18 protein-coding genes are annotated in these 20,199 nt (G+C 72.2%); 13 read left to right on the top strand and 5 right to left on the bottom strand.

What is annotated here, in order from left to right:
• Positions 1-17: 17 nt before the first annotated feature.
• Genes ACIPJI_RS19415 through ACIPJI_RS19405 form a run of 3 tightly spaced genes read left to right on the top strand, consistent with a single transcriptional unit; the run spans position 18 to position 3,829 of the window.
• The gene (locus ACIPJI_RS19415; protein ID WP_402247549.1) at positions 18-2,555 is read left to right on the top strand and encodes a SpoIIE family protein phosphatase; all 2,538 of its coding nucleotides are present in this window, start codon (positions 18-20) and stop codon (positions 2,553-2,555) included.
• A 20-nt stretch (positions 2,556-2,575) separates the two neighbouring features.
• Positions 2,576-3,112 carry a hypothetical protein gene (locus ACIPJI_RS19410; protein WP_356621527.1) on the top strand — a complete coding sequence of 179 codons (537 nt, stop codon included), beginning with the start codon at positions 2,576-2,578 and terminating at the stop codon, positions 3,110-3,112.
• A 30-nt stretch (positions 3,113-3,142) separates the two neighbouring features.
• Positions 3,143-3,829, top strand: coding sequence for a uracil-DNA glycosylase (locus ACIPJI_RS19405; RefSeq protein ID WP_356621526.1), 687 nt, complete (start codon positions 3,143-3,145; stop codon positions 3,827-3,829).
• Positions 3,830-3,841: 12 nt separating this feature from the next.
• Here ACIPJI_RS19405 and ACIPJI_RS19400 read toward each other — a convergent pair whose 3' ends face one another.
• Positions 3,842-4,387: a hypothetical protein gene (locus ACIPJI_RS19400; RefSeq protein ID WP_402247547.1), complete on the bottom strand. Its 546-nt coding sequence runs from the start codon at positions 4,385-4,387 to the stop codon at positions 3,842-3,844.
• Positions 4,388-4,548: 161 nt separating this feature from the next.
• Here ACIPJI_RS19400 and ACIPJI_RS19395 point away from each other — a divergent pair, with 161 nt between their 5' ends.
• The gene (locus ACIPJI_RS19395) at positions 4,549-5,625 is read left to right on the top strand and encodes a hypothetical protein (protein ID WP_356621524.1); all 1,077 of its coding nucleotides are present in this window, start codon (positions 4,549-4,551) and stop codon (positions 5,623-5,625) included.
• A gap of 206 nt (positions 5,626-5,831) precedes the next feature.
• On the top strand, positions 5,832-7,346 hold the full coding sequence (gene metG, locus ACIPJI_RS19390; protein WP_402247545.1) for a methionine--tRNA ligase: 1,515 nt from the start codon (positions 5,832-5,834) through the stop codon (positions 7,344-7,346).
• Positions 7,347-7,510: 164 nt separating this feature from the next.
• On the opposite strand, the gene bla is transcribed toward metG, so the two are convergent.
• The gene (bla, locus tag ACIPJI_RS19385; RefSeq protein WP_402247717.1) at positions 7,511-8,446 is read right to left on the bottom strand and encodes a class A beta-lactamase; all 936 of its coding nucleotides are present in this window, start codon (positions 8,444-8,446) and stop codon (positions 7,511-7,513) included.
• A gap of 235 nt (positions 8,447-8,681) precedes the next feature.
• Here bla and ACIPJI_RS19380 point away from each other — a divergent pair, with 235 nt between their 5' ends.
• Genes ACIPJI_RS19380 through ACIPJI_RS19370 form a run of 3 tightly spaced genes read left to right on the top strand, consistent with a single transcriptional unit; the run spans position 8,682 to position 12,630 of the window.
• Positions 8,682-9,374 (top strand): FadR/GntR family transcriptional regulator, encoded by a 693-nt coding sequence (locus ACIPJI_RS19380; protein WP_402247543.1) that lies wholly within the window; start codon positions 8,682-8,684, stop codon positions 9,372-9,374.
• Positions 9,371-10,771, top strand: coding sequence for a hypothetical protein (locus tag ACIPJI_RS19375; protein ID WP_402247541.1), 1,401 nt, complete (start codon positions 9,371-9,373; stop codon positions 10,769-10,771). The genes ACIPJI_RS19380 and ACIPJI_RS19375 overlap by 4 nt, the downstream gene beginning before the upstream one ends.
• Positions 10,768-12,630: a GMC family oxidoreductase N-terminal domain-containing protein gene (locus tag ACIPJI_RS19370; RefSeq protein ID WP_402247539.1), complete on the top strand. Its 1,863-nt coding sequence runs from the start codon at positions 10,768-10,770 to the stop codon at positions 12,628-12,630. Before ACIPJI_RS19375 ends, ACIPJI_RS19370 begins: the two co-directional genes overlap by 4 nt.
• A 183-nt stretch (positions 12,631-12,813) precedes the next feature.
• Here ACIPJI_RS19370 and ACIPJI_RS19365 read toward each other — a convergent pair whose 3' ends face one another.
• Positions 12,814-13,248 (bottom strand): nuclear transport factor 2 family protein, encoded by a 435-nt coding sequence (locus tag ACIPJI_RS19365; protein WP_307709128.1) that lies wholly within the window; start codon positions 13,246-13,248, stop codon positions 12,814-12,816.
• A 114-nt stretch (positions 13,249-13,362) separates the two neighbouring features.
• On the opposite strand from ACIPJI_RS19365, the gene ACIPJI_RS19360 reads away from it, so the two are divergent.
• From ACIPJI_RS19360 to ACIPJI_RS19345, 4 genes are all read left to right on the top strand, one after another.
• Entirely contained in the window at positions 13,363-13,932 is a 570-nt protein-coding gene (locus ACIPJI_RS19360) for a PadR family transcriptional regulator (RefSeq protein ID WP_307709129.1), read from the top strand.
• Entirely contained in the window at positions 13,919-14,809 is an 891-nt protein-coding gene (locus ACIPJI_RS19355) for an SGNH/GDSL hydrolase family protein (protein WP_356621518.1), read from the top strand. Before ACIPJI_RS19360 ends, ACIPJI_RS19355 begins: the two co-directional genes overlap by 14 nt.
• The gene (locus ACIPJI_RS19350; RefSeq protein ID WP_189477253.1) at positions 14,766-14,972 is read left to right on the top strand and encodes a DUF5988 family protein; all 207 of its coding nucleotides are present in this window, start codon (positions 14,766-14,768) and stop codon (positions 14,970-14,972) included. Before ACIPJI_RS19355 ends, ACIPJI_RS19350 begins: the two co-directional genes overlap by 44 nt.
• A 192-nt stretch (positions 14,973-15,164) precedes the next feature.
• Positions 15,165-15,764, top strand: coding sequence for a hypothetical protein (locus tag ACIPJI_RS19345; protein ID WP_356621516.1), 600 nt, complete (start codon positions 15,165-15,167; stop codon positions 15,762-15,764).
• A gap of 89 nt (positions 15,765-15,853) precedes the next feature.
• Here the strand turns inward: ACIPJI_RS19345 and ACIPJI_RS19340 are convergent, their stop codons facing one another.
• The gene (locus ACIPJI_RS19340) at positions 15,854-18,196 is read right to left on the bottom strand and encodes a beta-N-acetylglucosaminidase domain-containing protein (RefSeq protein ID WP_402247715.1); all 2,343 of its coding nucleotides are present in this window, start codon (positions 18,194-18,196) and stop codon (positions 15,854-15,856) included.
• A 304-nt stretch (positions 18,197-18,500) separates the two neighbouring features.
• Between ACIPJI_RS19340 and ACIPJI_RS19335 the strand changes: the two genes are divergently transcribed.
• Positions 18,501-19,535 carry a PucR family transcriptional regulator gene (locus ACIPJI_RS19335; RefSeq protein WP_402247535.1) on the top strand — a complete coding sequence of 345 codons (1,035 nt, stop codon included), beginning with the start codon at positions 18,501-18,503 and terminating at the stop codon, positions 19,533-19,535.
• 15 nt (positions 19,536-19,550) lie between these two features.
• Here ACIPJI_RS19335 and ACIPJI_RS19330 read toward each other — a convergent pair whose 3' ends face one another.
• A complete protein-coding gene (locus ACIPJI_RS19330; protein ID WP_307709132.1) occupies positions 19,551-20,084 on the bottom strand; it encodes a hypothetical protein in 534 nt (177 codons plus the stop codon).
• Positions 20,085-20,199: the final 115 nt, after the last annotated feature.

Genomic DNA, 20,199 nt, shown 5'->3' with positions numbered 1-20,199 from the left:
GGCAGATTCTGAAGAGGATGAACGGGTCTGTACAGGCTGCGGGCACGTGGGACGCGGCAAGCGCCTGGCGGACATGGAGACCGGTGGAGGGCGAGGATCTCCGTGGCCCGCTCGACATCGCTGTCGCCGCCACGGTGGTCCTCGATGCCCGCAACAGGGTCATCGGGTGGAGCCCGGCGGCCGAGGCACTGCTCGGGTACGGGCCCGAGGACATCCTCGGCCGGCCTGTCGACGTGTTCCTGTGCGGAACCGCGCTCGCAGCGGGGTCCCCGGCCGACCTGTCAGAGCCTGCACCGGCCTCCGCCGCTTCCCCGGGTGCCCCTCCCCTCCCGCCCCGGCTCCCGGCCCCTGCGCCGGCCGGGGCACAGGGACTGCCCTTCCACGGCCACGAGCCCCGGCTCGCGCGGCACCGCGACGGTCACGGCGTCCCGGTCGAAGCGGCGGTGTCCGAGTTGGCCGACGGCGGGACGGCCGCGCGGGTCCTGGTCCTCGCGGAGTCCGAGCGGCTGCGGGTGTGGGAGTCGCGCCTGGCGATGCTCGACGGGCTGGCCACCCAGTCACCGATCGGACTGGCGATCTACGACACGGATCTCCGGCTGGCCTGGGCGAACGCCGCTTCCAGCGCGGAGATCGGCCGACCGTTCGCCCAGTACCGGGGCACGCACGCGGACGAGCTCTACCCGGGCGGCACGCTCGTCACCGAGGGTTACCCGCGCACTCTCGACGGCGTCATGCGCCAGGTCCTCGACACCGGCGAGCCCGTGCTCGACGTGCACTTCCTCGGGCAGCTGCCCAGCGATCCCGGCAAGGAACATCTGTGGTCGTGCTCGTACTACCGGCTGGAGGACGCGGAGGGCCGAGTACTGGGCGTGTGCGAGGACGCCTTCGACATCACCGACCGCTACGACGCCCAGAACCGGCTGGCCCTGCTGGTCGAGGCGGGGCGCCGCATCGGCACGACCCTCGACGCGGCGGTCACCGCTCAGGAACTCGCGGATGTGGCGGTGCCCGCCTTCGCCTCCGCGGTCGAGGTCGACATCGCGCCGGGCGTCCTCGAAGGCGGCGATCCCGGAACGGGCGGGCCACCGAGAAGCGGCTTCGTCAGGGTCGCCAGGGCACCGGCGCGGGCGGCCCGCACGGTCCTCGACTACCCGCCCGGTACTCCGCAGCTCCGCAGCCTGTCCTCCGGCGGCAAGGTGCTCGACGAGAACGCGCTCGTCGTACCGTTGCGCGCCGGCTCCGAGACCCTGGGCCTCGTCACCTTCACCCGTGAGGGCCGGCCGGCGGTCTTCGACAACGGAGAGGTCGCCCTGGCCGACGAACTGGTGGCCAGAGCCGCCGTCTGCATCGACAACGCCCGCCGTTTCACCCGCGAACACGCCGCGGCCCTCACCCTCCAGCGCGAGCTTCTCCCGCAGCGCCTTCCCTGGCACTCCGCCGTGGAGGTCGCCCACCGCTACCTGCCGACCGACGGGGCCACCGGGGTCGGCGGCGACTGGTTCGACCTCATCCCGCTCTCCGGCGCACGCGTCGGGCTCGTCGTCGGTGACGTCGTCGGCCACGGACTGCCGGCCGCGGTCACGATGGGACGGCTGCGTACCACCGTGGAGGCCCTCGCCGAGCTGGACATGGCGCCCGACGAACTCCTCGCACGGCTGGACGACCTGGTGGTCCCCGCCACCGACGCGTTCCAGGGGCCGGGGGAGGGGGGCCCGGGAGAGGCGGCGGGAGCGTACGTCGCGGCCGGCCCGCATCCCGACGTGACGACGGGCGCCACCTGTATCTACGCGGTCTACGACCCGGTCTCGGGCCGTTGCACGATGGCACGTGCCGGGCATCTGCCGCCGGTGGTCGTGACCATGGACGGCTCGTACCACTACCCGGAGCTGCCCGCGGGACCGCCGCTGGGACTGGGCGGGCTGCCGTTCGAGTCGATGGAGATCGGCCTGCCCGCAGGCAGCCTTCTGGCACTGTTCACCGACGGCCTGGTCGAGGCCCGTGACCGCGACATCGACGAGCGGCTCGACATGCTGGGCCACGTGCTGGCCGCCCACCGGGACATGCCCTTGGAAGAACTGTGCGACCGGGTGGTCACCGAGCTGTTGCCGGGCGGCACGACCGCCGACGACACCGCCCTCCTCCTGGTCCGTACCCGGGAGTTCGACGCCGGCCAGGTCGCGATGTGGGAGCTGCCGGCGGAGGCGGTGGCGGCCGGCCGCGCGCGGGAACTCATCACGGGGCAGCTGAACACCTGGGGTCTCGAGGAACTGGCGTTCTCGACCGAGCTGGTCGTCAGCGAACTGGTCACCAACGCGGTCCGCTACGCGGAGGGGCCGCTTCAACTCCGCCTGATCCGCGACCGCACACTCCTGTGCGAGGTGGCGGACACCGGACACACCTCACCCCACCTGCGGCACAGCACGGCCGAGGACGAGGGCGGTCGCGGCCTGTTCATCGTCGCCCAGCTCGTCCAGCGCTGGGGCACCCGCTACACCCGCTCCGGCAAGACCATCTGGACGGAACAGGCGTTCCCGGACGGCGTGCCCACGGCATGAGCGGCTGCGAGACTGGGCGTATGACCACGTCACGACGCCCCCGCGCTTCCCTCGACCGCGTGGAAGTGCTCTGTGCGACGCTCAACCGCACGGACCTCGTCGGCCGCGATACCGGGCGGGAGGCGGTGCGTCGCGATGCGGCGGCCGACGAACTCGGCGACCTCTTGGAGGCCGGCAGCCTTGAACAGGCGGACGCCGAGCGGGTGGTGGCCGCTCTCGTCGACGCCGTCACCTCGCAACGTGACCGCGTCGTACAGGAGGCCGGCCTCAACGCCCTGTCGCACGCGGTCGTCCGCTACCGGATCCCGTACGCGCTCCTCGGGCCGATCGCCGACGAGACGGCGGTGCTGCACCCGCTGGAACTGGCCTACGTGCCCTTCATCCTCTCGGCCACCCATGAGTCCGCCGCCAGGGCAGTTGTCGAGCGGCTGCTCCGTCACCCCGACGCGGAGGTACGCGCGGAAGCAGCTCAGGCGATCGACGAGCTCGATGCCGTGGCGGCCGCCGGGTCGGACAACACGGCCAACTCGGCGGCACGCGCGGGCAATTCACGCTGAATCGCGCCCGTAAGCGGCATACTTCGCGACATGTTCCCGAAAAGCTTCGCGCCCACGACGACTCCCCGCAGCCTGCGGGATCCCGTCTTCCTCACCGCGCGGCTCAAGGCAGTACGTACCGGTCCGTCGGTGCGTCCGCTCAACGACTGGGTGGCCGACCTGCGTGAACGGCTGGGTCAGGGCGAGTCCGTTCCGTGGTTCGACCCGGCCTCCGGCGGAGTCGAGGCGCGCAGTCTCTTCCTGCTGGAAGCGCCCGGCCGGACGGCCGTGGGAAGCGAGGCGGGCCTGCGGCGTACGGGCAGCGGAATCATCTCCGTCGACAACAACGACCCGACCGCCCAGAACTGCTGGCTTCTCCGCCGTGAGGCAGGACTGCCCTACGAGCACTCCCTGCACTGGAACATCGTGCCGTGGTACCTGGGCACGGCCGACCGGATCGCCGCGGCGGGACGTACCGAAGTACAGCGCGCCGTGCCCTTCCTCCACGAAGTGATCTCGCTGCTCCCGAAGTTGGAGGTCGTCGTGCCCATGGGCCGGAGCGCCCAGGCAGGCTGGGCCGCGTACGTCGCCCGCTACGCCCCTGCGGTCCGCACCCTGGCGACCTGGCACCCCAGCCCCCGGGGCCTCGCCTCGCGCCCGGCGGCGCGGCCGGAGATCCTGCGCACCATGCGGGAGGTGGCCCGGCTCACGGCGCAGGAGGGCGGCAACCCGCCCTGACACCCTGGGTGGTCACTCGCGCAGGCGCGGGGCTTCGTCGTCCGGCGTGTGCGGGCTCGCGAAGTGGAACGGAACCGACAGATGTGCCGCCGGGGCGCTGCCCGCCCGCTCGGCCGCCACCGCTGACGGATGGCGCCTGCCCAGGTCCTCGTCACCGAGATACCGCGCGGCCGCGTCCCGGTGGATCACGGCCAGCGCGTGGTCCCCCGCGGGGTCGGCGGTGACGGCCAGCAGCTCCACGAACCAGTCGTGGACCGTGTCGCCGTCCCAGACGGCCTCGATCGCCACGACACGTCCCGGCGCGCCGGACGCCAGGGCGGCCAGGGAGTCCAGGTCGAGCGGGCTGTCGGGGGTGCGGGCGATCCGGTCGCCGTGGTGGAGGTAGCGGTCGTGTACGACGAGCTGGGCGTCGGCCAGGCCCAGGCCGCGTGCGCGGCCCGCTTCGAAGACGGTCCGGACGGCTCGCATGCGCGCGTCCTGGAGGACGTACCCGTCGGCCAGTTCGCGGATGCCGGCGGGAAGCAGTTCCCACCACTCGGTCGGGGTGATGCCGGCCATCGAGTTCCTGCCCCCTCGTCGTGCAGCCGTCCCGGCCTCACCGCCGTCCGGCCGTCCGCGCGGTCGTGGCAGGGCCGTGAAGGCACGCTGTTCTCGCACCGGAACCTACCTCGCGGTGCTCACCCGTGCTCCTGTCAGTGGTGTCTTCTACGCTCCTGATCATGAGCACATGGCTGAGCAACCCCGACATCCTGCTGGAGCAGGGTGCGGTCCACCGCGGGTTCGCGGAGCGCGGAGACCTCGCCGGGCTCGCCCGCTCGGTCATGGAGGCCGCGTGCCACAACGGATCCATGACCGGGCCCGGCGCCGAGGCCATGGCGTGGCTGCGGCAGCTGCCACGCCGTGACCGGCTGGAGCTGGCGGGCATCTGGGCCGACTGGCATGCGCGCACGGTGGCGGCGGCGCCGTCCGCCGAGGCGTTCCGCAGGAACACCTCTTACCTCAGGGCCGAGTTGCTGGTGGTGGCGACCGGTGTGGCACGCGGCCTCGATCCGGACCTGATGGCCGCGGAGCGCCAGGCCGTCCTCACGGGTCTGGCCGGCGAGTACGTGGCGTTCGGGCACCGGGAGTGGGAGCTCGCGGAGGCCGAGATCGAAGCCGGACGCATACCCGGCCCGGCGGTTCTGGCGACCTTCCGGCGCACCGTGATCGACTATCACGCCGAGCCGGCCCTGCGTGAGTTGCTGACCCGCTTCCCCGGTCCCGTGCTCAACCCGGGCGAGGCATGGGCGGATCAGGCTCTCGAGGACGCGGCGGCGGGCGGTGAGCCCTGGCAGCGACTGCTCGACCACAGGGCCCCGATCAGCGCGGGTGCGCCGTCGGCCAAGTGGCTGGACGCCGGCCGGGACCTGCTCGACGCGGCAGGGCCGGAGTCGGTCCGTCGCCACGTGCACCAGTGGTTCGAACTCGTCGGCCGGGAGCGCACCGTGCCGCTGCGGGGTTCGCAGGGCCCCGCCGCCTACGACCCGTACAACGTCCAGGCGCTGCGCGCCCTTGCCTGGCTGCTTTCGCTGCTGCCGCCCCGTGACGACACCTGCGACGCGCTCGCCCGCCTGGTCGAGACCTCGCTGAGAGGGCTGCCGCGTTCCGGTGCGTATCCCGTGAGGGTCGCGGAAGCCGGCGTGGTGTCCCTCGCGCGCATCGGCACCGCGGACGCGCGGCTGGAACTGGACGGGCTGCGCGGGCAGGTCACCCACAAGACGGTCCTGCGGCGCATCGACCGCGCTTTGGCCGCCTGACCGGCGTACGGCGCCGCGGACGGAAAATGCCCGGGCCTGCTCCGTCGCGCTCTGCTAGCCTCCCCGCATGACCACGCACTCGTTCCCGATGATGCCCCGCAGACGGGGCTGCTGAGTCGGACGTGTGACGTACCGAGGCCCCGGAAACGGGGCCTCTTTCGCGTATGTGCAGGTGGAAGCCCCGCCCGGGACAGGAGGAGGCTTCCATGACCGCTACGCGTACCTACATCACCACGACCATTCCGTACGTCAACGCCCGGCCGCATCTGGGCTTCGCCCTGGAACTGGTCCAGGCCGACGTGCTCGCCCGGCACAGCCGCCGGTCCGGCGGCCAGGTCCGTTTCCTGACCGGCACGGACGACAACTCCCTCAAGAACGTCCTCGCGGCGGAGGCGGAGGGCATCGGGGTCCAGGAGCTGGTCGACCGCAACGCCGCCGCTTTCGCCGCCCTGCGGGGACCGCTCGCCCTGTCGTCGGACGACTTCATCCGCACCAGCAGCGACCCGCGGCACCGCGCCGGTGTGGAGCGGCTGTGGCAGCGGTGCGCCGACGCGGGCGACCTGTACCGCAGGCATTACGAAGGGCTGTACTGCGTCGGCTGCGAGCAGTTCTGGACCCCCGCCGACCTCGACGAGGGCCGATGTCCCGACCACGGGACGGAGCCCCAGCTCGTGTCCGAGGAGAACTGGTTCTTCCGGCTCTCCCGCTACGCCGACACCCTGCGGGACCTGATCACGGACGGACAGCTGCGGATCGAGCCCGCCTCACGCCGCAACGAGGTCCTCGGCCTGATCGAGGGCGGTCTGCACGACTTCTCCGTCTCCCGCTCCCAGCGCCGCGCCCGTGGCTGGGGCATCCCCGTCCCGGGGGACTCCGACCAGGTCGTCTACGTGTGGTGGGACGCGCTCGGCAACTATGTCACCAGCCTCGGGTACGGCACGGGGGAGGACACGTTCGACGAGTGGTGGCGCGGGAGCGGCAGGCGCGTCCACCTGGCGGGCAAGGGCGTGCTGAGGTTCCACGCCGTGTACTGGCCGGCGATGCTGCTGTCGGCGGGGCTGCCGCTGCCGACCGACATCCTGGTCCACGACTATCTGACCGTCGACGGCCGCAAGATCAGCAAGTCGAGCGGTACGACGGTCGATCCGGCGGAACTGGCCGCCGATGTCGGCACGGACGCGGTCCGCTGGTGGCTGCTGCGAGACGTACCGAGGGTCGGCGACGCGGACTTCACGCGGGACCGTCTCGTGGACCGCGCCAACAGCGACCTCGCCGGCGGGCTGGGCAACCTGGTGAACCGCGTCGTCACCATGGTCCACCGCTACCGTGACGGCCGTCCTCCGGCGTCGCGCCCCCTCGCGCTCACCTCGAAGCCACTGGCAGAGGCGTGTGACGACAGCCCTCGGCTGATCGCGGATGCCCTCGCCGGCTTCGACTTCCGCCGGGCGGCGGCCGCGGTGTGGTCGATCGTGGAGGAGGCCAACCGCTGCATCGACGCCACCCGGCCCTGGGAGTCGGCCAAGGCGGAAAAGGCGGGAGACCCCGAAGCCGCGCGGAGCTTGGACCGGGCTCTCGACGCCCTCCTGCAGGCGTGCCTGGTCCTCGGCGACCGGCTGGACCCGTTCCTGCCGGGTGCCGCGGCCCGTATCAGGGAGCAGTGCACGGCGGTCGGCGGAGTTCTTCCCGCACCCGCTCCGCTGTTCCCGCGGATCGAGGTGTGACGGGCCCGTCATGCCACGGGGCCGTCGGGGAGGCGTTGACCTGCCCCGACGGCCCGTCCCGCCTGTGCCGAGTCCGGTTCAGGACCGGACCGGACCTCGACCGGGCCTGTTCGTGAAGGGACCACGGCCTCGGCGTGGGCGTGTTTCCTTCGAACAGGGTCCGCCTACGCCAGGGCGGCCACGACCACCTCGGCGGCTCGCGCGACGAGCCTGTCGTCGTACTCCGCGTCCTCGGCGGCGCGGCTGGAGAGGACGGCGATGACGACGGGGGCGGCGCCGGGCGGCCAGGCGACGGCGATGTCGTTGCGGGTGCCGTAGCTGCCTCCGCCGCTCCTGTCGCCGACCTCCCACGTGTCCGGGACACCGGCGCGGACGAGGGCGTCGCCGGTGGTGTTGCGCTTGAGCCAGTCGATCAGCAGCGCCTTCCTGCCGGCGTCGAGAGTGTCACCGAGGACGTACTCGCGCAGGTCGCCGGCGAGGGCGCGCGGGGTGCTGGTGTCGCGGATGTCGCCCGGCGTGGCTTCGTTGAGGGCGGTCTCGAGACGGTCGGCGTGCGTGACCGTGTCACCCAGGGCGGCGAGCGTGGCCTGGAACGCCTTGGGGCCGCCGAGCTCGTCGAAGAGGAGGTTCGCGGCGGTGTTGTCGCTGTAGCGGACGGCGGCGTCGCACACGGCGCGCAGCGTCATGCCGCTGTCGACGTGCTTCTCGGTGACCGGTGAGTGGTCGACCAGGTCGTCACGCCTGTAGCGCACGATCTTGTCGAGGCCGGCCAGGGAGGTCTGCTTGAGCACCGCGGCAGCGGTCAGTGCCTTGTGGGTGGAGCAGTAGGCGAATCGCTCGTCGGCCCGGTGGGTGACGGTCCGCCCGCTGCCGGTGTCGACGGCGTACACACCGAGCCGGGCATCGAACTCCCGCTCCAACCGGGCGAAGGCACGGCCCGACGGTGCCGCGGACGCCTTCGGTGCCGGGGACGTCCTAGGTGACGCGGACGCATTCGGCGGCGCGGCGTCGGCACGGGGGGCGGCGCATCCGGTGAGCGGGGCGGCGGCGAGGGCGGCCAGCGCGGTGAGCGAGGCACGACGGGAGATTGCCACGGAGATCCTCTTCGTATGCCTTCAGGCGGACTCGGACCGTGCCCGAGGCTGTCCGCCCAGCGGCATGGAGCCCCGGTCACAGTGTCCGTCGTACCAAAGCGAGTTGAACGGGCGCGGCAGGGGCGGCGGCGTGTCGCGCTGATCCCGCCGGCGTCCTGGCTACGGCCTGGATCCCAAACCCTTGCCCCCCGATCCCGCAGCATGGTTCAGTGGCTCATCCACTCAGCCACTGAGGAGAGTTGTGGAGATACTGCCCCGTGAGACGATCGTCGACGCACTGGAGATGCGCCTGAGGGAGGACATCCTCACCGGCCGCCGTCCCATGGGCAGTTATCTGCCCCCCGAGCGTGAACTCGCCGACGGCTACGGCGTCACCCGCACCACCCTCAAGCACGCATTCGGCCGGCTGGTGCAGGCCGGACTGCTGGAGACCCGGCACGGTGTCGGTACCCGGGTGCGGGACTACGCGCGCCTCGGCGGCGCGGATCTGCTGCCGATGCTGGTGCGGCACAGCCCCGGCTGGCTCGGCGAGATCTTCGAAGTACGGCGCAGCATCGGCGCGTTGATCGCAGGCCGCGCAGCCGAGAAGGCCACGGCGGCGCAACGCGCCGAGCTGCGGGAGCTGCTGACCGACGTGGCGGCCGCCGAGGGCGGGGACCCGGTCCAGCTCGCCGACGTCGAGGTGCACCGTGCGCTGGCGCGCGCCACCGGCAACCGCGTCTACACCCTGCTGACCAACACCCTGTTCAACGCCTACGTGCCGATGCGGGCCCATCTGGTCGGTCCGTTCCTCGACCCCGAGGCCGCCCATGCGCGGTTGGCCCCGGTCGTCGAAGCGGTCTGCGCCGGCGACGGCGCGGCGGCCCGCGCCGCTGCCGACGCGTACATGAGCGCCACCGAGCGGATCATGCTCGACGGGCTGGGGCTCGAGTGACGGCCGCGCGCGGAACGGAGTTCACCGAGACCATGGTCGGTTCGGTGCGGCTGGCCGGCGAGAGCGGGACGCGAGCGATGCGGCTCGATCTGGCCGTCCGGGCCGAGCAGCTGATGCTTATTCACCGGACGACCGTCGGCACCTTGACCGGGCGGGTACGGATCGCGGGACTGGCCGACGACCGTGATGTCCGCGGCGAGCTGGAGATCTCGCCGATCGCCCGGCGCCGGATCCGCTACAGGCTGGACTTCACCGCCGACGGTCGCCGCCATTCGCTCGACGGGTGGAAGTCCGTCTCGGCGCTGCGGCCGGTGAAGTCGATGACGGTTCTGCCGTTCACGCTGCTGACCGACGGCGAGGAGGCCGGGCAGGGCACCCTGCGCTTCCCCTTGGCGACTGCGCTTGTGCCGTTCCTGGGCAGCTTCCGCTTCCCGCGAGCGCAGGACGCCGAGGACCCGGCACGGCATCTGGCACCACGCTGGAACGGCAGCCCCGGCCGCACCGAGGTCTGGTACACCACGCTCACCGACCCCAGGACCCGTACCGGAGTGTGGCTGCACCACGAGCTGACCGCGCCGGCCGACGGCTCCCGCGCCCACGGGCACGGCTGGATCGCCCTCTTTCCGCCCGACGGTCCCGTCGAGCATGCCCGGTTCGGCCCCGAACCGTGGGAGCCGGATCCCGTCGGCTTCAGCGTGGACGGCATCGAAACCGGGCCCGGTCGGCTGCGGGGATCCGCGGGCGCCTTCCGCTGGGAGCTCACCGAACGCCCGCAGGGCGAGCCCCTGTTCACCTTTCCGCGCTGGTCCTGGCGGCGTCCGTTGCTGCCGGCCGCGCAGATCCTTCCCTCCGCGCACGCCACCTACACGGGCACGATCGCGCACCCCGGCGGCGAACTGCACCTCGACGCCGCCCCGGGCGCTTCCGCCCGGATCTACGGACACGGCAACGCCCGCCGCTGGGCCTGGCTCCACGCCGACCTCGGCGATGGGGACGTCCTCGAGATCGTGGCCGCCGTGTCCATGCGTCCCGGACTGAACAAGCTGCCACCACTCACCTTCCTGCGGCTGCGCAGGAACGGCCGCACCTGGCCGCGCCGCTCGGAGCGCAGCGCCGTCGGCTGGGCGGGGCTCGGCCGCTTCCGGACGCGCATCGGCCTGCCCGTATGGACGGTGAGCGGCACGGCGGGGCTCCGCCGCATCAGGGTCGAGGTCACCCAGCCCCTGGAACGCACTCTGGCGCTCGACTACACCGACCCCGACGGCGGGGCCGCCGTGTGCCGCAACAGCGAGAGCGCGGACGCCCGGGTCCTGCTGGAGCGGTGGTGGGGCCGGTGGCGTACGGAAGCCGAGTGGTTCCTCGACGGCACGGCGCATGCGGAGGTGGGAGACCGATGAGCAGCAGGCTCGACGGCCTCGTCGCCGCTCTTCTCGCCGACGACGGCAGAGCACCCTGGCCCGGCGCGGTGCCCGCCCGGCTCGGCAGGATGCTCGAAGCGATGCCCTCGGCCGCCCGCGCCGGGGTGCACGGAGCGGCCGCGGCCATCGACGCCTACGCCGCGGTGCGCATGGGCCGGCAGCTGCGCCATCTCACGCCGGGCGAGCGGGAGAGCGTGCTGGCGTCCCTGGCCGCCCGCCCCGCGTTGGCGCCTGTGCTGGACGCCGTGAAAGTCCTGGTGATGCTGGCCGCGGGCACGGAACGGATGCTCCATGAGGAGCCGGGCCGCGCGCCCTTGGCGCCACCGTTGGAGGATCCGCCGCTGGACTGCGTGCCGTCGGCCGAGTGGCCGGACCGTTCGACGGCCGACGCCGTCGTGATCGGCTCCGGTGCAGGCGGCGCGATCGCCGCGCGCACGCTCGCCCGCACCGGGATGCGCGTCGTGGTCCTGGAGGAGGGACGCCGGCACACCACCGCCGACTTCGGGCGACGGGCCCCCTTGGACCGCTTCACGGAGCTGTACCGCGACGGAGGCGCGACCGTAGCACTCGGCAACCCGCCTGTGGTGCTTCCCGTCGGCCGCGCGGTGGGAGGCACCACCGTCGTCAACTCTGGTACGTGCTACCGCACTCCGGGCCATGTGCTCGCGCGCTGGCGCGAGACGTTCGGAGTGGACCTCGCCGACGCGACCGCCTTCGCGGCACACCTCGACGAGGTCGAGCGCACCCTGCGGGTGGCGACCCAGCCGCTCGACGTCCTGGGCCGCAACGGGCGCACGGCCCTGGTCGGCGCCGAGATACTCGGCTGGAAGGCCGGACCGCTGCGGCGCAACGCGCCGGGCTGCAAGGGCTCGTGCCAGTGCGTCGTCGGCTGTCCTACCGGTGCCAAGCAGAGTGTTCAGCTGTCCGTGCTGCCCGACGCATGCGCGGCCGGGGCGCGGATCGCCACCAGTGCTTACGTGCGCAGGATCCTGACCGACCCGGACCGGCCCGGCGGCCCGCGCGCCTGCGGCGTCAGCGTACGGCGGCCGGACGGAACGGACTTCGAGATCCTCGCACCGCTCGTCGTCGTCGCGGCCGGGGCGCTGCACTCTCCGCCGCTGCTGCGCCGCTCCGGCCTCGGCCGGCACCCCCGCCTCGGGCGCAATCTGGCCGTCCACCCGGCGACGAGCGTCGCCGGGCGCTTCACGGAGCGGATCACCGCGTGGCGCGGAGTGCTGCAGAGCGTCGGCGTCGAGCGGCACCACGACGACGGGATCCTCATCGAGGCCACGGCCGGGCCTCCCGGCATGGGATCGTTCGTACTCCCTGGGGTGGGCCGCGCGCTGCGTACGGAGCTGGAGCAAGCGGGCAACCTCGCCACCCTGGGCGCGATGATCGCCGACCGGCCCTCTGGACGGGTCCTGGGCGCTCGGCGCAGTGTGCTGCGCTACGACCTCGATCCGCGTGACGGCCGACGGCTGCTGCGTGCGGTCGAGGCCATGGGAGAGCTGCTGTTCGCCGCGGGCGCCGAGGAGGTACTGACCGGGATCGCGGCCGCGCCACGGGCCGGCTCCGTGGAGGAACTACGTCAACTGCTGGGCAAGGTGACGGCACGGCAGCTGCATCTGTCGGCGTTCCACCCGACCGGTACGGTCGCCATCGGCGCCGACGCACAGACCGCGCCCGCCGATCCCCATGGCCGGCTGCGCGGCGTGCACGGCGTCCTGGTCGCGGACGGATCGGCGCTGCCGAGTTGTCCGGAGGTGAACCCGCAACTGACCATCATGGCAACGGCCCTGGCGGTGAGCGAGGCCGCTGCCGCCGGCGGCCCGGCCTGATCCGGGAGGCAGACCGTCGACGGCGGGGCACCGGCCCGTGGCCGGGGCGCCGCCGTGTCGGCCCGTTGCGAGCTCCTTGAGCCCGTGCTCCGGACGGCGCACGGCGGAGCAGTCGTCGCCTGGGACCGGTCGGTGCAGCCCGCTACCCCGCCGACGCGGTCCGGCATCGGTCGGCGCGGCCGGTCATCGGCCGGCGGGGGCCGGGACGAGGCCGTCGGCGACCAGTCCGGCGAGGACCGCCTCGCCCAGTGCGTGGACGGCCGACTGCGGCCGGACCATGACGGTGAACTCCTTGATCCGGCCGTCGTCGTCGAAGTGCAGCAGATCGATGCCGTGGATCTCCTTGCCGTTCACGGTCGCCCGGAAGGGCAGGATCGCCGACGGGGCCTCGACGCCGTCCGCACCGGTCTCGGCCGCGCCGTCGTAGTGCCCGATGTAGCGGAAGTCCTCGAAGACGCGCATCAGGACGCCGAAGAGGCCGAGGAGCATCGGCTTCCCCTCGAACGGCGTGTACTTCACAGGGCTGTAGAAGCGGATGTCGTCGGTGAACAGCTCGTCGAGAACCGTCAGGTCACCGGTGTCGACGGCGGTACGGAAGCGCTCTGCTGCGGTAGCCATGGTGTCTCTTTCCTGCCTGGTCGCCGAGATCTTCTTTACTCATGAAAGTGACTAGTCAGATTCATGAGTATCATGGGCGGTGTCCGTGCACGAGCGCAAGAGGAGGCGGGCCCGATGGCCTTGCGGCACGCTGTTCTGGCGGCGCTGCTCGACGAGGAGTTGAGCGGATACCAGCTGGTGAAGGCGTTCGACCTGGGTGTGGCGAACTTCTGGCACGCCCAGCCGCAGCAGCTCTACGCCGAGCTCACCCGCCTGGAGAAGGACGGGCTGATCACCGGCCGTGAGGTCGTCCAGGAGAACCGGCCCAACAAGCGCCTGTTCAAGGTCACCGACGCCGGCCTGGCCGAACTGGACCAGTTCACCGGCACGGCCGCCAAGCCGTCGTTCATGCGCGACGACCTCGTCGTCAAGGTCCAGGCCGCCGACCACGTCGACACGGACACACTGATCGGCCGGCTCGCCGAGCGTGCGGACATGGCCAAGGCCAAGGTCGAGCTGTTCGGCAAACTGCTGCACACCATGCGGGGCGACCGTACGGAGGAGGAGTTCCTCCGCCACGGGGAACGCGTCGGCCCCTACCTGACGTGCCTGCGGGGCCTCGCCTTCGAGCAGGGCAACCACGACTGGTGCGTACGCACCATCGCCGTCCTGCGGGAAAGGGCGGCCGCCGATGTCCGCAAGTGAGGGTGAGGGCCTGCGCTACGTCGCCCTGGGGGACAGCCAGACCGAAGGACTGGGCGACGGCGACGACACACTGGGCCTGCGCGGCTGGGCCGACCGGCTCGCCGAACACCTCGCACGCCACCACCCGGGCACGCGGTACGCCAACCTGGCCGTACGAGGACGCCTGGCCCGCCACGTCCGCACCGAGCAACTCGCCCCTGCCCTCGCGCTGCGGCCCGACCTCGCCACCGTGGTCGCCGGGGTCAACGACCTGCTGCGGCCACGGTTCGACGCCGACGAGGTCGGCGGCCACCTGGAGACGGTGTTCGCCGCGCTCACCGCTCAAGGAGCCCGTGTCGCCACCGTCACCTTCCCCGACGTCACCCGCATCACCCCGCTCGCCAAGCCGCTCGGACCGCGCGTCGCCGCGCTCAACGACCGGATACGCGACGCGGCCCGGCGTCACGGCGTCGTCGTCGCCGAGACCGGCCGCCATGCGGTGGTCACGGACCTCCGGCTGTGGAGCCCTGACCGCCTCCACGCGAGCCCGCTCGGGCACGCCCGGATCGCCGCCGCCGTCGCGCACGCCCTCGCACTGCCCGGCAGCGACGACACCTGGACGCTCCCCCTGCCGCCGGTCGCGACGGCTTCCCCCGCCCCCGGGAGGGCCGCCGCCGAACTGCGCTGGGCCGCGGCCTTCCTCGGCCCGTGGCTCGGCCGCCGACTGCGCGGCCGCTCGTCCGGCGACGGCCGCACGGCCAAACGCCCGGTGCTCCTCCCCGTCCTGACACCGGGTCCGCAGGCCTCGGCGCGTCGTGGCGGAGAGGGACAGCCGCACGGGGAAACTGACCTTCATGAGCGACGCGATGAAGGCCGTCCTGGAGGGCGGCCCGGATGACCTCCCCGAGCGAATCGTTCCCGTGGACGACCCGGGGCAGGAGCTCAAGATCTTGTTCCGCGGAGGATACGAGCACTTCAAGTCCACGACGCGCACGCAGAACACCGACCAGGGTCAACTGCCGGTCTACGAATGGTGGGAGCGCACGGAGCTCCCGGGCTGAGGCGGCAGGGTCCGCTCGTAGTTCGTAGCTCATAGCTCGAGGACCGCAGCTCGGGGCCCGCCGCTCGGGGCCAGAAGCCCTCCGTGCGTCGTCGAACGGACAGCCACCTATGCTGCGCTCATGAATTCAGCGGGCCCGAATGTCACAGCCGCAGGAGTCGGACCGGCCGCACCGCCGCCCCGGCGGGGGCGGGTGGGCGCATCGCTCCTGGCAACCCTCGGGGTGCTGCTCCTCGCCTGGGCGATCGCCGCCGGCAACACCGGCATCGCGTACGTGACCCTCGGCAACGACGTCGTACCGATCGTGACGGGCTGCCTGGCCGTGCTCGTCTTCGTGGTGGTGCTGCGCGTGCTCCACCACGCATGGTGGCTCGCGCTCCTCTCCCTCGTACCGGGCGTGTTCCTCCTCGTCGGCACGGTGCAGTACGCGCCGGAGGCGGCACTCGAGCGCCGCGGTGTCCGGGAGAGCGTCGTCGTCACGGCGGACAGCGCCGAGGGGACGTCGAGCAAGGACCACCGCTTCACACTGGTCGGCCCGGACGGCGAGCTCGAAGAGACGCTGCGCTACCGGGGCAGCAACCCGGGCATCCGCGTCGGCGACAGGCTCGAGGTGATCCGCGACCCCGAGGGCGTCGTGCCGCCGGCGGAGGCCGACGAGGTCGACCCTGAGGGCCGCCTCAGCGGCCTGATCACCGGTGTCACCGGCTGGACGGTCATCACCCTGGCCGCGGGCTGGCGGGGCCACTACCTGCGGCGCAGCAACCGGGAGCCCCTACTGGAACGGTTCGCCTGACAACGAGCGCCGCGACGAAGCCGGTTGCCGGAGGCAGGGCACAGCAGCGGGCGGCCCGGCACCGAAGGAGGCCGCCCGGTGCCGGTGCCTCAGGACGCGGGCGCCCCGTACACGCCCATCTCGTGGATCGAGTAGCCCCAGGTCGTCCTCCGCTCGACGCCCTGCATCCGCACGTAACGCACGGCTTCGTCGTCAGCCGGAAGCCGGACGACGTCGTTGCCGCACTCCTCGGGGCGCTGTGTCGCCACCGTCTTCCAGTCCGTGCCGTTCACGGACGTCCGGATCGTGTACGCGGTGGCGCAGGCGCTCTCCCAGGAGAGCGTCACCGCGGCCACCTTCGAGGGGGCGGCGAATTCGACCTGCACCCACTCGTCGTCGGTGTAGCCGGACGCCCAACGTGTCCCCATCAGACCGTCGTTGACATGACGGGCGGCCAGCCGGTCGAGGTTCTGCTCGACGCTGGACGCCGTCGCCGTGCCCTTCGGCGCGAGGTTCTCCCCGCCGCCGGCGACGTCCCACAGCTGGAGCCGGACCTCGGCCTGCACGAGGAACACGTCGAGCACACCGTCGCCCACCCTGGGCTGCGCGGAGCCCCAGGAGTTGCGCGGTGGGTCCACCCGAACGGCCGTGGCCTGCCGCTGGATCTCGACCGACTCGCCCCGCAACTCGTCGGCCCTGTCCCGGTCCCCGGCCTGCCGTGCCTCGAGCGCGTCGAGCATCCGCACCATCGCCCTGCCCCACAGCTCGGTGGCGTCGAGCCACGGCGCCGCGTCCACGGTGAAACCGCGCTCGACCGAGCCGCTCCGGATGACGGCCGGCGCCTGTTCGACCCTCTTCGCGTAGCCGCGCAGGGACGCGACCGCCTCCGCACGGTCACCGGCGTCCCACGAGGTCCAGAACGCGGCCACCCGGCGCGCGAGTTCCGGCGCCTGCTCCTGCCAGGGAGTGGCACCGAACGTCGGCGCCATGTGCTCGAGATCGCCGAGGACCAGCAGGGCCTCGGTCGCCTCGCGGTCTCCGCCCGCGAGGTACGCCATGGCACGCCGCCAGCTCGCCCGCGCGTCGTACGCCGCGTCGTTCCAGGTGAAGTCGGCCGCGCCGAAGACCGCGACCTTGCTGGCGTACGGCTGGTTCATCGGGTTGGCGACGATGCCGGTGAGATGCGCGGACAGGCCCGCTTCACGCTTGTCGTACGGGGCGAGCAGCAGCCTGCCCCGGGTGTTGCCGAAGTCGTTGACGGGATAGTTGTCCCAGACGAAGACCTTGCGTCCGAACAGTTTCGCCGCGCCTTCCGCCTGCTGATTGGTGATGCTCGGCGGCACGACGTCCGTGCCCGTCCACATCACCTCGACCGCGGGGTCGAGGGTGGCCCGCATCGTCCGCTTGTACGCGGTGTCCGTCAGGTCGCCGTATTCGGTGGGCACCATCTGCAGGGGCTGTACGCCGGGACGGGTGGCGACGAAGGTGCGCTGCACGTCGTTGAGCAGGTCGACCTGTGCCTTGGCGGCGGCCTGCCGGCCGGGTTCCCCGTAGGCCGCCCTGTCGCCTTCGCAGTTCCAGCGGGTGTAGCTGATGTCGTCCAGCGGGACGGAGAACGCCCGGGTGCCCAGGTCGTACATGGCCTGGAGTTTGGCCTTGAGGTCCTTGCGATGCGCCGCGTCGGAGTAGCAGATGGACTCGCCGGGGGAGACGGCGAACGTGAAGCGGACGTGGTTGGCGGTCGCCCGCCGCACCAGCTCACCGAGCTCGGCGAGCTTGTCGGCGGGGTAGGGCTCGCGCCATTTGCCGCGGTGATAAGGGTCGTCCTTGGGCGCGTAGATGTACGTGTTGGCCTTCACATCGCCGTAGAAGTCCATCTGGTCGAGGCGTTCGGCGTGCGTCCAGGGCGTGCCGTAGAAGCCCTCGATGGTGCCGCGCAACGGCATGGACGGGAAGTCACCGACCTCGGCGCCCGCCACCTTCCAGCCGTCGTCACCGCGTACGAACAGCTGACGCAGCGTCTGCACGGCGTAGAACTGGCCCGCGGCGTCCTTGCCCGCGAGGGCGATCCGGTGACCCGTGCCGCCGGATCCCGTGACGCGCACGGCGTAGCCCTCCGCACGGCCGGGAACAGCGGTGTCGCCGAGAGCGGCGGCGATGTCGGGGCGGTCGCCCGGGCCGAGCCGTACGGTCAGCAGCCCGCGCGCGGCCGCCGGTTCGCGCCCCGGGGCGACGACATCGACCCGGCCGGCGCCGTGGCCCTTCAGCTCGGCCACGAGACGGTCGCGGGCAGCGGCGTCGGTGCGGGCGTCGGCGACGACGAGCACCCGGTCGGTGACCACCGCGTCGGCGCCGGCGCGGTCGATCGACCGGGGGGTGGGGGAGACGGGGGGAAGCGGGGCGGGGGACGCCGCCTCGGCCTGCGGGACGGGGGAGAGGACGCCCACCGTCATGGCGGCGGCCGAGGCTGCTGCGGCGAGGGACAGGCGGACCGTTCTTCCGTGCCTTCTCACGAGACCTCCAGAGTGGTCTAGACCGCGAATTGCGGCACACCGTACCGGCGGGGTGCCCGGGGCTGTCCATGGATGCGTCCGCAACGGGCTTGGACTTTTGCGCGACGTCGGGCCGCCCCCGTTCCGGGGCCCAGGCCGGATGCCCGCAGGGACCCAGGTCACCCGCCATCCGTCGCGTACAGGGCGCGGATCGCGCACCGGTCGGCGGTTCTCCTCCCGCTCCGAAGGCTCCTATCCTCCTTCCATGGAGGCATTGGCCGAGCGGCTGTCGCACCTTGATCCGCAAGCCGGGGGCGTGGTCCGGGTGGTGATGTTCTACGACACACTCATGCGCCGACGGGTGGATCTTTCCGCATTGGCCCGCGCCTCGGCGGGCCTGGCCGAGTGCGTGGCCGGGATCCGGCTCCATGGCACGGGGCGGACGATCCGCGTCGCGCCCGACGGCAGGGAGACGTCCGCCCCGCCGTCACCCGCGTCCACCACGGTGCCGATCACACTCGACGAGGAGGAGATCGGCACGGTGTGGCTCGAGCGCCCCGCTCCGCCCGTCCCGCTGGACGAAGTGCTGCTGGAGCGGCTCGCCATCGCCGCCGCGGCGGTCGTCGAAAGGTACGGCCCGGCCCGCACCACCATGGCCGACCCGGCCCTCGTCGAACTGGTGATCAGCTCCGGCAGCGACGACGGGTCCAGAGCAAGGGCGTTACGACTCCTCGGCTTCGCCCCGGACCTGCCCGTCCATGTCGTCGCCGTACGGTCACACCTTCCGCTTGACCGGATCGGCGGCCTCATCTGCCCGGCCCGCCCGGTGAAGGCGGCACCACTCGCGGAAGTGGGCGTCATCCTGGCCACCACCGTCGACCCGGCCCCGTTGCCCGCCGATGTGCGCGCAGGCATCGGCGCCGCAGAAAGCCCCGAGCGGTCGTGGCAGCAAGCCCGCACCGCCCTCCGCTTCACGACGCCACGCCGCCCGGTCGTCCACCACGACAGTCTGGGCGCGCTGGCGCTCCTGGCAGAGACACCCCGTGACGCCCTTCGCGAGAACACCGACGTGGCCGCGATCGCCCGTATCGCCGGCAACCTTGAGCAGTTGGAGACTCTGGACGCCTACTGCGCCACCGGCTCCCAGCGTCGGGCCGCCGACCTGCTGCACCTCCATCACAGCAGCGTCGCCCGCCGGCTCGAACAGATCGGCAAGGATCTGGGCATCGACGTCGTCCAACCGGCCGGGCTGATGCGGGCCACGCTCGCTCTCACCGCATGGCGGCTGCTCGACGACTGAGGGGTCTCGTGCCGATCAACCCTGGGCCGGCGTGACCTGCCATTCCCCCGAGTGGCCGGGCGGGAGCGCCAGGTCACGCCGGACGGCCGTGTAGTACCTTTCGCGCGCGGTGCGCTGGCGCTCGAGCATCGCTGACCATGTGTCCGGGCTGACGGTCCGGTCGCGCAGGAACGCTTCCATCTCCATCACCGCGACGACCCATTCCCGCGCCTTCTCCACCACGTCCGGACTGCCCAGCATCAACAGGGCCTCCCCGGCCGGATCCCGGGCGACAGCGGCCTCGGCCAGGTGAGGCGCCGCCTCCTCGGGCGACAGGGGGTGCGGATGAGGGTCGTTGCCGAGATGCGCGGCGATCCGGTACGCCAGCGTGACAGTCTTCTTCAGTGCCCTGGCGTAGTCGGCGTAGACGGTCAGCCGCCGTTCCTCCCAACGGGCCGCCTGTTCGCGGCGGAAGCGGGCCGCGTCGCCCCGAGTGATCGCCAAGTATGAGCCGAGGGCGCCGACCACCACACCGATCAGGGCAGGTAGCTGCTGTATGAACGCGGACATGGTCACACGGTATAGCTGGGAGGCCGACACCGTGACTGACGGCCGTCGGTCGAACCGCTTCGCACGGAACGTCTGTTGCCCGCGGCCTCACAGGCCCGGGTGACCCCTCACCCCC

The organism is Streptomyces sp. NPDC086835, from assembly GCF_044745705.1.
Classification (GTDB): domain Bacteria; phylum Actinomycetota; class Actinomycetes; order Streptomycetales; family Streptomycetaceae; genus Streptomyces.
The sequence above is the reverse complement of the archived record's forward strand: the minus strand, read 5'-3'. Positions and strand labels throughout refer to the sequence as shown.

What these genes read in the sequence shown, in the direction of transcription:
- ACIPJI_RS19415 (WP_402247549.1), top strand. Translation starts at nt 18, where the DNA reads ATGAACGGGTCTGTACAGGCTGCGGGCACGTGGGACGCGGCAAGCGCC.
- ACIPJI_RS19410 (WP_356621527.1), top strand. Translation starts at nt 2,576, where the DNA reads ATGACCACGTCACGACGCCCCCGCGCTTCCCTCGACCGCGTGGAAGTG.
- ACIPJI_RS19405 (WP_356621526.1), top strand. Translation starts at nt 3,143, where the DNA reads ATGTTCCCGAAAAGCTTCGCGCCCACGACGACTCCCCGCAGCCTGCGG.
- ACIPJI_RS19400 (WP_402247547.1), bottom strand. Translation starts at nt 4,387, where the DNA reads ATGGCCGGCATCACCCCGACCGAGTGGTGGGAACTGCTTCCCGCCGGC.
- ACIPJI_RS19395 (WP_356621524.1), top strand. Translation starts at nt 4,549, where the DNA reads ATGAGCACATGGCTGAGCAACCCCGACATCCTGCTGGAGCAGGGTGCG.
- metG (WP_402247545.1), top strand. Translation starts at nt 5,832, where the DNA reads ATGACCGCTACGCGTACCTACATCACCACGACCATTCCGTACGTCAAC.
- ACIPJI_RS19370 (WP_402247539.1), top strand. Translation starts at nt 10,768, where the DNA reads ATGAGCAGCAGGCTCGACGGCCTCGTCGCCGCTCTTCTCGCCGACGAC.
- ACIPJI_RS19365 (WP_307709128.1), bottom strand. Translation starts at nt 13,248, where the DNA reads ATGGCTACCGCAGCAGAGCGCTTCCGTACCGCCGTCGACACCGGTGAC.
- ACIPJI_RS19360 (WP_307709129.1), top strand. Translation starts at nt 13,363, where the DNA reads ATGGCCTTGCGGCACGCTGTTCTGGCGGCGCTGCTCGACGAGGAGTTG.
- ACIPJI_RS19355 (WP_356621518.1), top strand. Translation starts at nt 13,919, where the DNA reads ATGTCCGCAAGTGAGGGTGAGGGCCTGCGCTACGTCGCCCTGGGGGAC.
- ACIPJI_RS19350 (WP_189477253.1), top strand. Translation starts at nt 14,766, where the DNA reads ATGAGCGACGCGATGAAGGCCGTCCTGGAGGGCGGCCCGGATGACCTC.
- ACIPJI_RS19340 (WP_402247715.1), bottom strand. Translation starts at nt 18,196, where the DNA reads ATGACGGTGGGCGTCCTCTCCCCCGTCCCGCAGGCCGAGGCGGCGTCC.
- ACIPJI_RS19335 (WP_402247535.1), top strand. Translation starts at nt 18,501, where the DNA reads ATGGAGGCATTGGCCGAGCGGCTGTCGCACCTTGATCCGCAAGCCGGG.
- ACIPJI_RS19330 (WP_307709132.1), bottom strand. Translation starts at nt 20,084, where the DNA reads ATGTCCGCGTTCATACAGCAGCTACCTGCCCTGATCGGTGTGGTGGTC.